This is a genomic window from Massilia sp. AB1 (assembly GCF_018119385.1).
GTDB lineage: Bacteria > Pseudomonadota > Gammaproteobacteria > Burkholderiales > Burkholderiaceae_D > Telluria.
Genome location: NZ_JAGKSG010000030.1, coordinates 54,306 through 64,258 on the forward strand (window position 1 = coordinate 54,306; position 9,953 = coordinate 64,258).

11 protein-coding genes are annotated in these 9,953 nt (G+C 65.0%); 5 read left to right on the forward strand and 6 right to left on the reverse strand.

Annotation, left to right across the window (positions count from 1 at the left end; all coding sequences use genetic code 11):
* Positions 1-3 precede the first annotated feature (3 nt).
* Complete coding sequence (locus tag J8847_RS16950; RefSeq protein ID WP_211525882.1) at positions 4-927, reverse strand: YihY/virulence factor BrkB family protein; 924 nt, start codon at positions 925-927, stop codon at positions 4-6.
* Positions 928-1,008: 81 nt separating this feature from the next.
* Positions 1,009-2,046, reverse strand: a complete 1,038-nt coding sequence (locus J8847_RS16955) for an OmpA family protein (protein ID WP_211525883.1) — start codon at positions 2,044-2,046, stop codon at positions 1,009-1,011.
* Between the two features lie 404 nt (positions 2,047-2,450).
* Between J8847_RS16955 and J8847_RS16960 the strand changes: the two genes are divergently transcribed.
* The 5 genes from J8847_RS16960 (at position 2,451) to phbB (ending at position 6,515) form a co-directional block, all read left to right on the forward strand.
* Positions 2,451-3,065, forward strand: coding sequence for a winged helix-turn-helix domain-containing protein (locus tag J8847_RS16960; RefSeq protein ID WP_211525884.1), 615 nt, complete (start codon positions 2,451-2,453; stop codon positions 3,063-3,065).
* 262 nt (positions 3,066-3,327) lie between these two features.
* A complete protein-coding gene (locus J8847_RS16965) occupies positions 3,328-4,077 on the forward strand; it encodes a glutathione peroxidase (protein ID WP_211525885.1) in 750 nt (249 codons plus the stop codon).
* Positions 4,077-4,964, forward strand: a complete 888-nt coding sequence (locus tag J8847_RS16970) for a zinc-dependent peptidase (protein WP_211525886.1) — start codon at positions 4,077-4,079, stop codon at positions 4,962-4,964. Before J8847_RS16965 ends, J8847_RS16970 begins: the two co-directional genes overlap by 1 nt.
* 105 nt (positions 4,965-5,069) lie before the next feature.
* On the forward strand, positions 5,070-5,627 hold the full coding sequence (locus tag J8847_RS16975) for a hypothetical protein (protein WP_211525887.1): 558 nt from the start codon (positions 5,070-5,072) through the stop codon (positions 5,625-5,627).
* 144 nt (positions 5,628-5,771) lie between these two features.
* Complete coding sequence (gene phbB / locus J8847_RS16980) at positions 5,772-6,515, forward strand: acetoacetyl-CoA reductase (protein ID WP_211525888.1); 744 nt, start codon at positions 5,772-5,774, stop codon at positions 6,513-6,515.
* A 297-nt stretch (positions 6,516-6,812) separates the two neighbouring features.
* Here the strand turns inward: phbB and J8847_RS16985 are convergent, their stop codons facing one another.
* The 4 genes from J8847_RS16985 to hyi form a co-directional block, all read right to left on the reverse strand.
* Positions 6,813-7,406: a hypothetical protein gene (locus tag J8847_RS16985; protein ID WP_229512938.1), complete on the reverse strand. Its 594-nt coding sequence runs from the start codon at positions 7,404-7,406 to the stop codon at positions 6,813-6,815.
* Between the two features lie 10 nt (positions 7,407-7,416).
* Positions 7,417-8,268, reverse strand: coding sequence for a hypothetical protein (locus J8847_RS16990; protein ID WP_211525889.1), 852 nt, complete (start codon positions 8,266-8,268; stop codon positions 7,417-7,419).
* A gap of 88 nt (positions 8,269-8,356) precedes the next feature.
* On the reverse strand, positions 8,357-8,722 hold the full coding sequence (locus J8847_RS16995) for a VOC family protein (RefSeq protein WP_211525890.1): 366 nt from the start codon (positions 8,720-8,722) through the stop codon (positions 8,357-8,359).
* Between the two features lie 60 nt (positions 8,723-8,782).
* The gene (hyi, locus tag J8847_RS17000; protein WP_211525891.1) at positions 8,783-9,568 is read right to left on the reverse strand and encodes a hydroxypyruvate isomerase; all 786 of its coding nucleotides are present in this window, start codon (positions 9,566-9,568) and stop codon (positions 8,783-8,785) included.
* Positions 9,569-9,953 lie beyond the last annotated feature (385 nt).

Genomic DNA, 9,953 nt, shown 5'->3' on the forward strand with positions numbered 1-9,953 from the left:
TCCTCAGGCGCTGCCCGGCATCGGAGCCTTCTTCTTGTCGCCCGTCTCGTGCGCCGGCTTGTGGCGCAGGCTGCCCATCTTGAGCGCATACTGGCGCGCGAACTCCGCGCCCAGGAAGAAGATCTGGGCCGAGTAATACACCCACAGCAGCAGGGCGATCAGCGAGCCCGCCGCGCCGAAACTGTCGGCCGCGCCGCTGTTGCCGATGTACAGGCCGATGCCGAACTTCCCGAGCGTGAACATGGCGGCGGTGCCGAGCGCGCCGATGGTCACGTCGTGCCAGGACAGCTTGATCTTCGGGAGCAGCTTGTAGATCACCCCGAACAGGGTGGCGATGACCAGGAAGCTGATCCCGGAAGCGACCCAGCCGAGCACCAGGGCCGCTTCTTTCCACATGCCCCCGATATAGCGCTCCACCACCGCCAGGCCGGCGCTGACGACCAGCGAGACCATCAGCAGGAAGCCCAGCACCAGGATCAGGCCGAAGGACAGCAGGCGGGTGCGCACCACGTTCCAGACGCCGGACTGGGTGGGCTTGGGCACGTCCCAGATTTCGTCGAGCGAGTCCTTCAGCTCGGCGAATACGGTAGTGGCGCCCACGAACAGCAGGATCGACGCCACGATGGTGGCGAAGCGCCCGGTTTCCTTGTTCTGGGCCCCGGCCAGGATGGCCTGGATGGTTTCCGCCCCCTGCTTGCCGACCAGGCCGCGCAACTCGCTCAGCAGCTGGCCTTGCGCCGCCTCGGCGCCGTAGAAGAAGCCGGCGACGGCGATCACCAGCACCAGGATGGGCGCCAGCGAAAACAGGGTATAGAAGGCGAGGGCGGCGCCCTTGCTCGATGCGCGGTGGTCCAGCCATTCGGACACGGCGCAGCGCAGCACGTGCGCGATCTGGCGCGAATACGGTAGCCACTTCTTGACAGCCATGTGCCTTCCTCCAAAGGAAAAGGGGGCCGGAGCCCCCTTGGTCCGAGCGGCAGTCCGCTCAGGGACTGCCAGGGCTCGGCATTACTGCACCTTGCGTTCGACGGTGATCTGCTCGACTTCGACGCGGCGGTTCGGTTCGAGGCAGGCGATCAGTTCTGCGCGCTTCTTCTGGTTGCAGGTGACCAGCGGGTTGGCTTCGCCCTTGCCGTAGGCCTTCAGGCGGTTGCCGTCGATGCCCTTGCTGACCAGGTAGTCACGCACGGCGTTGGCGCGGCGCTCCGACAGCTTCAGGTTGTACTTTTCCGAACCCAGGCGGTCGGTGTAGCCGGTGATGTCCACGTCGGTGACGTCCGGAGCGGCTGCCAGGGCGGCGGCGATCTCGTCCAGCTTCGGCGCCGGCAGGATGATCTCGGCCTTGTCGAAGTTGAACAGCTTGGTCGCTTCCAGGGTGACCTTTTCGAAGCGCGGAGCCGGTGCCGGAGCCGGTGCCGGTTCCGGTGCCGGGGCAGGAGCCGGGGCTTCGGCGACGGTGGTGGTGGTGGTCGCGGCGGCGACGACCGCTGCCGGCGGCGGGTTCAGCGCGTAGTTGATGCCGACGGTCAGGTACTTGTTGTTGCTGCGCTTGAAGCCGAAGGCTTGGTCTTCGTTCAGGAAGCCGCGCACGGTGCGCAGGTCGGCCTGCAGGGACCAGCGCGGAGCCAGGTCGGCCTGGAAGCCGATACCGACGGTGCCGTACGGGGAGGTTTCCTTGACGTTGCGCAGCGGGTTGTCGACCTTGTCGCGCTGCAGGCCGAGGCCGACCAGGACGAACGGACGGATGCGGTTACGCGACAGGAACAGCAGGGCGTCGGCGCCCAGCAGGCTCTGGTGGTAACGCGCGCCGTTTTCCTTGAAGCGGGTGTGGGAGCCGCCGATCTGGACGTCCCATGCGTCGTTCACCACCTGGCCGAACTTCAGGCCGCCGCCGGTATCACGGTCGGTCACGCCGAAGCCGGAGTCCGGCTTGACGTGGGTGATGTTCGGCTGAACATACCATTGCGGATTGACATTTTGGGCGAGGGCGGCGCCGGAAGAGCACACGAGTGCGACAGCCAGGGCGATCTTCTTTGAATTATTCACAGGTAACTCCCGTAAGTTAAAAATGGATGACATCACATGAATAGACAGGGATGTTGGATAAACATTAACAGTGCAAGTTCCGCAAGCTCGGTGCGATAGCGCACCTAGTGAGGAGCCGTGTGCAATTCTACAACAGTGACCAAAAACCCACATTTCTCTACGGAACGCACCAAATCGGTGCGTTTCTTGTTGATGGGAAACAAAAGAGCCCGAAAAAGCGCCCGGGAGGGTAGACAAAAATGCTTGTCGGAATGTTGTCGAATGTTGGATGGCGCACAGACCGGACGGGCTGAGACAGGCAATCTTGAGTCCAGTTAAGCGGAACCGAGGTGTTGTCAGGGTGTCATACGAACACACAGCGACCCGGACCACACAGTCTCACTCTCTCATTGGAGCTCAAGAATATGCATGCAACGACTCACCACAACGCGGCCCAAGGCGAAACCGGCGCAGTGCACACTTCCAGCAACTCGGCACTGATCGAACGCGTCCCGCCGCAACCGACCGAGCGCGCCCCGATCTCGCTGGCGCCCATCGAGCGCGTGCGCTCGACCTCGGCCACGCAGCGCCGCATCGAGAACATGCAAAAGCTGATCAATGAACTGTCGAACCACGAGATGCTGGCCGACGAGATCGCCTGGTTCCTGAAGTTCTCGCCGTCGGGCGCCCGCAAATACATCCGCGACCTGCGCGAAGCCGGCGTCATCGAGCTGGCCCGCTATATCGAGGGTACCGCCACCTACCTGGGCAAGGCCGTGTACCAGATCTCGCCGGACCCGGAGCGCGTCAAGGCCTTCCTGGCGGCAATCTGCCAGCCGAAGCGCGAAGGCACCACCCCACGCAAGGAACGTCCGGGCCTGCGCGAGCAGAACATGGCCGGCAGCGGCCGTCACTTCCACATCCTGGCCGACGACACCCACTACGCCATCCGCGTGAACCGCAGCCCGGTGACCCGCGACCCGCTGGTGGCCGCCCTGTTCGGCCCGGCGCCGAGCCAGACCGCCAAGGAACGCGCCTGAGTGCGCGCCCCGGAGCCGCCGCGGTAGAGAGCCGCGCCGGTTCCGGTCCGACGATCGCTGACGTCATTTCACCGCGCCTTGTGCGCGGTTTTGTTTTTTGGGGCTGTGGCTTCGAGGGCGTATTGGCTGTCCATGCATTTTCCGCCGCCTCATTTAGCTGAATAACTATTTGCATCGAGCACGTTGAAAACCGGTCAATAAACCTCACCTGTCCGCCATGCGACGGTCCCCGGACCGCCTGTTCAACCGACAAGGAGTGACGATGTTACCGAGTGCCGACAGCCTGCAGGGCAAGCCTGTTCCGAACGTGGTCTTCAAGGCGCGCCCCGACGACCAGTGGCGCGACCTGACGAGCGATGAGCTGTTCAAGGGCAAGACCGTGGTGGTGTTCTCGTTGCCCGGCGCCTTCACGCCGACCTGTTCCTCGACGCATCTGCCGCGCTATAACGAGCTTGCGCCTGTGCTGCGCGACAATGGCGTCGACGACATCCTGTGCATTTCGGTCAACGACGCCTTCGTGATGAACCAGTGGAAGGCCGGCCAGGACGCCGCCAACATCACCGTCATCCCCGACGGCAATGGCGACTTCACCGAAGGCATGGGCATGCTGGTCGACAAGCGCGACCTGGGCTTCGGCAAGCGCTCCTGGCGCTATTCGATGCTGGTGCGCGACGGCGTGATTGACAAGATCTTCATCGAGCCTGACAAGGAGGGCGATCCCTTCGAGGTGTCGGATGCCGACACCATGCTGCGCTACCTGAATCCCGAGGCCGTGGCGCCCGATCCGGTGGTGATGTTCTCGCGTCCCGGCTGCCCGCACTGCGCGCGCGCCAAGCAGGCGCTTAACGATGCGGGCATTATCTTCACAGATATTTCTGAAGACCAGAAGATCACCACCAGCGTACTGCGCGGCGTCACCGGGCGCCTGACCTGGCCGCAGGTATTCGTCGGCGGACGCCTGATTGGCGGCGCGGACGATGTGCTGAGCTGGGTCGGCGCGCAGGCGCAATGATGGACGCATTGATTCTGGGTTCCCTGGCCGGGGCCGCGCTGCTGGCCTGGCTGGTGCCCGCGTGGCGCAGGCGCCGCGCCCTGACGCGCCCCTTGCCCCCAGAGCAGGTGGCGGTGCTGGAGCGCAATGTGGCGCAGTATGGCGGCATGGATCCTGCCCAGCGCCTCAAGCTGGCGCGCATGGTCCAGCAATTCCTTTTCGAGAAAAAATTCGTCGGCTGCGCCGGCCTCGAGCTGACCGACGAGATGCGGGTGACCATCGCCGGCCAGGCCTGCCTGCTGCTGCTCGGACGTGCCGCGCAAGAGGGACCGGCCGTGCTCTATCCGGCGCTGCACACGATCCTGGTCTATCCGGGCGCCTTCCTGGTGCCGCGCAAGGAAGTCGACGTGGCCGGCGTGGTGACCGAAGGGCGCCAGGACCTGCTGGGCGAATCCTGGGGCGACGGCCGCGTGATCCTGTCCTGGGACCACGTGCGGCGCGCCGGCCATCCCGAGCCGCCCAGCCACAATGTGGTGCTGCACGAATTCGCGCACCAGCTCGACAGCGAGTCCGGCAGCACCAATGGCGCGCCCTACCTGGGCAGCCGCGAACGCTACCGCAGCTGGTCCGAAGTGCTGTCGCGCGATTACGCCAACCTGCGCCATGAAGCCATGTTCGGCATGCACGGCGTGCTCGACCATTACGGCGCGAGCAGCCCGGCCGAGTTCTTCGCCGTCGCCACCGAAAGCTTTTTCGAGCAGCCGCACCAGCTGGCGGCGCGCCATCCGGCGCTGTACGGAGAGTTCCTCAAGTACTACCGGATCGATCCGCGTCAATGGCAACCCGAACCCGTGGCCGTCATGCTGGAACCTGATCCGCAAGGCGTGGTCTACGGCATGTGGCGCTGAGAGCGGCCGGCGCGCTGGCTGAGTTGGGCAAAGCGTGCGTCTGCGTACAGAGCGGCGAACGCGACAGGAGCATGCTTGAGCCACCACGATCCAGGAGGAATCGCTATGTCCACCATCATCGCAGGGCACGTACAGCTTCAGGAAGACGTCGAACGCGCGCGCCGCGCGCTGGTCGACGCGGGTTTCGACGCCGACCGCGTCAGCGGCTTCTACGTCAGCCAACCCGGCCAGCACGACACCACCCCGATCGGCGGCGACAACATCCTGTCGCCCGGCGCCAAGGAAACGCCGGAGGGGGTGGTGAAGGGTGTCGCCACCGGCGGCGTGGTCGGCGCGGCCATCGGCGCAGCCACGGTGCCGGTCACCGGGCCGCTGGGACCCATCGTCGGCGGCCTGGTCGGCGGCCACGTGGGCTCGCTGTTCAGCTTCAGCAAGATGAAAGAGGCCGGGGAGCACGAGAAAGGCGGCGACGAGAACGAAGTCCCGCCGCGCCTGACCGGCATGCTGGTCGCGGTCGCCTTCGACGATACCGGCCTGGAAAGCAAGGCCGTCGACATCATGCGCCAGCTGGGCGCGCAGCGCATCGAGCGCGCGCAGGGCAATATCGTCGATGGCGACTGGGCCGATTTCGATCCCACCTGCCGGCCCGACGTCATCGCCTAGCGGCCGAACCGCAGGTCAGGGCCGCACGCCCGTCCATTAGGGGCGATGTTTGATCGCCCTCAAATGACCTATCTCAACGCTTCCCTACACTCCCCAGTTCGGGCTGCGCATGAAGCGCGGTGTGTGATACAAGGGGAAGGAATCATGAGCAAACAAGTGGCTTTGGTGACGGGCGGGCTGGGCGGACTCGGCACGGCAGTATGCCGCCGTCTGCACCAGGAAGGATTCATCATTGCAGCGACCTGCTCGCCGTCCAATGGCCAGCGCCATGCATGGCTCGCGGCGCAGCGCGACGAGGGGATGGACGTGCTGGTGGTCGAGGCCGACGTCGCCGACGACAGCGCCTGCGCCAGGGCGGTGCAGCGCGTGCTGGCGGAGACCAAGCGGATCGACGTGCTGGTCAATAATGCCGGCATCACGCGCGACCGCAGCCTGCGCAAGATGGGCGTCGACGACTGGCATGCCGTCATGGGGGCGAACCTCGACAGTGTGTTCAGCATGACCCGCCACGTGCTCGAGCCCATGATCGGGCAGAGCTGGGGAAGGGTGATCAACATTTCCTCGGTCAATGGCCAGCAGGGCGCCTTCGGCCAGGCCAATTACGCGGCGGCCAAGGCGGGCATGCATGGCTTCACCAAGGCGCTGGCGCTGGAAGTCGCGCGCCATGGCATCACGGTCAACACGGTGTCGCCCGGCTATCTGGCGACCAGGATGGTGAGCGAGGTGCCTGAAAAAGTGATGAAGGAACGTATCCTGCCTGCGATTCCGGTTGGCCGGCTGGGCACGCCGGAAGAGGTCGCCGGGCTGGTGGCTTACCTGGCGTCGGAACAAGCTGGTTTCATGACGGGGGCTAACATCGCGATCAATGGCGGGCAGCATATGTGCTGAGCGCACAGGCGCCGGCGCGTGCGAGGGTGTACTGCGCACGCCGGCGAGCCGATAGGCGACATGATCGGGGGCGATGCGCTTCACGGCCGCAGGCCTGGAGCATGTCGCCTTTTTCATGTGATGCGATGTTGCCGGCTTCCGGATGAAGGAGAAAGCAGCCGATTCGCCGGCGTGCGCGCTATCGTCTCGTGACTGCTCCCCGTGATGTGTGCGGCTGGCTCGGAAGCACTGTCTCTCCAGCCCGGGGAGGCCGCGGATCGCCCGCCGGTCGCGGGCGGGCGATGCGGCCGGCGACGCTCATGCCGCAGCGGTCGGCGGTTTCGGCGGCGCAATCGCTTCGATGATCCTGATTTGCTTGGCGATCTTGTCCAGCGCCAGCAGGATCGGCGCCGGCTGGCCGGTGCCGACCGCCCCCGCGAAGGCCAGCAGGCCGGCCACCAGCGTGGTGACTTCGCCGATCAGGCCGATCTTGCGGATCTTTTCGGCGGCATCGGCGGTCAGCGCCATCAGGTGGCTCTGCGGCTTGCCCAAGCCCTTCACGATCACGGTCGCGGCGTCGGCATACAGTCCGTTGGCGCGCTGGCGCAGCAGGATCTCGTCGTCCAGCAGCTTGCGCATCGTCGCCTGGACTTTCTCCGGCACGGGGCCGCCCTGGTAGCTGCGGATCTCGCGCATGATGCGCTCGTGCAGCTGGTCGGCGCAGGAAGAGAGCTGGTCGGCGAGTTCGGCCACCTGGTCGACGCTGGACAGGCCGCCGGCGCGCGCCGCCGCCGGGCCGCTTGGCGGCGACTCCGCCGCGGACATCGCGGTGGCGGACGTTCCTGCGGCGGGCGTCGCAGGACCTGGCGAAGCGGCAGTCCCCGGGCCGGAAGAGGGTGGATTGCTGGTCATGGTAAGCCTCTCAATCTCCGGACAGGTTTTCGCGGATCGTCCGCAGGTCGCGGCCGTAGTTCGCGAGCAGGCGCCGGACTTCGTCGCTCGTGAGGTGGTTCAGGTTCTCGCGCATCTTCTGGTGGCCGAGCGCCACCTTGGTCAGGCCCTGCAGCGCCAGCGCGTAGCGGCGGTCGATCAGCCTGTACTCGGTCGACTTGTTCAGGTAATGGACCTTGGCCAAGGTCACCAGCATGCGGTCGGAGCTGCGCGTCGAAAACGGTATCTCGACGTCGAAGATGCCGAGTACGGTCTTCTTCTCATTCTCGTTGGTCTTGTAATACAGCCGCGTGAGCGAAATCATGGCGTCGAGTAGCACCTGGACATCGGCGTCGCCGTCGCGCACCATGGTCTCGACGCTGCGGTTCTGGTAGCCGGAGGCGATCACGCGCGTCAGGAGGCGGGTGAGGCCGGTATAGGCCGCGATGTGGCGCTGCTGGAGGCCGGAGTCGGCATTGGCCTTCAGGCCATTGCCCAGGTCATCGATACGATCGGATAGGTCGTAGCGCCCATCGCCCGCCAGCAAACTGAGGGTTTGCATGTAGAGCACCAGCGTCTTCTGGATGGCGACGAAGTCCTCGTAGACGGCGCGGCGCTTGGCGTCGTTTTCGCGCGCCAGCTTGTCGGCCGGCGGCGACAGGTAGGGCTGTTCGCGTTCGTAGGTGTCGCGGTAGCGGCGCGCCAGCTCGGCATAGCCGCCCAGGCGGGCGGAAGCGTCCGCGAACTCGCGCACTTCCTGGAGGCTGACGGGCCCGGTGGTGGCGCAGCCGGCCAGCAGCAGGCTGGCCAGGAACAACAGACGCAAAGCAAGGCGTTGGAGCATCGAAGGTCCTCCCCGGCCGCGCAATATGGCGGCCTGAACCTCCTCATTCTTTCAAACCCGGCTGCGCACGTTCTTGCTAATCGTCAACTCAGGCGACCTTGGCCGGGTCGAAGTGCGGGTTCTGGATGATGCCGAACAGGTTGCCGAAGGGATCGCGCACCGTCGCCACGCGGATGCCTTCGCCGACATCGGCGACCGGCGAATCGACCGTGGCGCCGAGCCCGACGAGGCGGGCGAGTTCGGCGTCGGCATCCTGGGTGCCCCAGTAGGCGGTCGCGCCGCTGGTGCCGGGCTGGCCGTCCGGAATCAGGCCCAGCTCGAAGCCGCCGATCTCGAAGCCGACGTAGAAGGGCTGGTCGAAATAGGGCGCCTTGCCGGCGACGCGCGCATACCATGCGGCGGCTTCAGCCAGGTTGTCGACGGGGTAGATGACGGTACGCAGTCCTTGGATCATGGCGGCTCCTGATTGCCTGGTTGAGTGAGCGCCGATGTTGCCGGATTGTCAGCACCTTGTCTAGCGGCCCCTTCGGACTTCCTCGAGCCAGCCGAGCGAGGCCAGCGTCTCGCCCTCGGGCACATACTCGCAGCCTACCCAGCCTTCATAGCCGAGTTCGTCGAGCAGGCGGAACAGGAAGGGAAAGTGGATCTCGCCGGTGCCGGGCTGATGGCGGCCGGGGACGTCGGCGAGCTGGATATGCCGGATGAGGCCGAAGCGTTCGCGCAAGGTGGCGGCGAGGTCGCCTTCCATGCGCTGCATGTGATAGATGTCGTACTGCATGAAAAGGTTCGGCGCGGCGCACTGCGCGATGACCTCGGCCGCCTGGCGCGTGCCAGTTAAAAAATAGCCCGGCACATCGCGATCATTGATGGGTTCGATGAGCAGCTCGATCCCCTGTTCGGCGCACCGGGCGGCGGCGAAGCGCAGATTCTCGACATAGGTGGCGTGCGCCCGTTCGGCCGCGACGCCATGCGGCAGCTTACCCGCGAGACAGTGCAGGCGAGGCGTCTTCAACTCGATCGCGTACTCCAGGGCGAGTCCGACGCTATCCTGGAATTCCCCGACGCGCCGCGGATCGCAAGCCATCCCGCGCTCCCCTGCCGCCCAATCCCCCGCCGGCAAGTTATGGAGAACAAGCTGCAGCCGATGCCTTTCCAGCCTCTGCGCGATGCTGTCTGCCTCTACGCCATACGGAAACATGCACTCCACCGCCTCGAACCCGGCCGCCCGCGCCAGCGCGTAGCGTTCGAGGAAAGGCGCCTCGGTGAACAACATACTCAGGTTGGCGGCGAACTGGGGCATGGTACTAAGCAGTCAAGAAAGACCACTATCCTAACCCAAGCACGCAAGTAGGGTCAGAGTCGAATTGTTTGGCAACTTTGAGGAATTTCCCAATAAATCGACTCTGACCCTATTTAATTTTCTGGCCTGCAGCCAAGGTTTCGCCATGGCGCCATTGATCCAACAAACTAAATTGCTGAGCTTAAGGCTTTCGGGCTTTTTTGATTCCGGGGAGCTAAAAAATAAATAGGGTCAGAGTCGAATTGTTGGGAAATTCCTCAGAATTGCCAAACAATTCGACTCTGACCCTAATTGGGCTTGCCCCTCATTCGGCTGCCTTGAATCGGCTGGCCGAAGGGGCGCCGCGCAAGGCGGCGGGGGGCTTAGCGGTCGCGGGCGGGGCGCG

What these genes read in the sequence shown, in the direction of transcription:
- J8847_RS16960 (WP_211525884.1), top strand. Translation starts at nt 2,451, where the DNA reads ATGCATGCAACGACTCACCACAACGCGGCCCAAGGCGAAACCGGCGCA.
- J8847_RS16950 (WP_211525882.1), bottom strand. Translation starts at nt 927, where the DNA reads ATGGCTGTCAAGAAGTGGCTACCGTATTCGCGCCAGATCGCGCACGTG.
- J8847_RS16995 (WP_211525890.1), bottom strand. Translation starts at nt 8,722, where the DNA reads ATGATCCAAGGACTGCGTACCGTCATCTACCCCGTCGACAACCTGGCT.
- J8847_RS16970 (WP_211525886.1), top strand. Translation starts at nt 4,077, where the DNA reads ATGGACGCATTGATTCTGGGTTCCCTGGCCGGGGCCGCGCTGCTGGCC.
- phbB (WP_211525888.1), top strand. Translation starts at nt 5,772, where the DNA reads ATGAGCAAACAAGTGGCTTTGGTGACGGGCGGGCTGGGCGGACTCGGC.
- J8847_RS16975 (WP_211525887.1), top strand. Translation starts at nt 5,070, where the DNA reads ATGTCCACCATCATCGCAGGGCACGTACAGCTTCAGGAAGACGTCGAA.
- J8847_RS16965 (WP_211525885.1), top strand. Translation starts at nt 3,328, where the DNA reads ATGTTACCGAGTGCCGACAGCCTGCAGGGCAAGCCTGTTCCGAACGTG.
- hyi (WP_211525891.1), bottom strand. Translation starts at nt 9,568, where the DNA reads ATGCCCCAGTTCGCCGCCAACCTGAGTATGTTGTTCACCGAGGCGCCT.
- J8847_RS16985 (WP_229512938.1), bottom strand. Translation starts at nt 7,406, where the DNA reads ATGACCAGCAATCCACCCTCTTCCGGCCCGGGGACTGCCGCTTCGCCA.
- J8847_RS16990 (WP_211525889.1), bottom strand. Translation starts at nt 8,268, where the DNA reads ATGCTCCAACGCCTTGCTTTGCGTCTGTTGTTCCTGGCCAGCCTGCTG.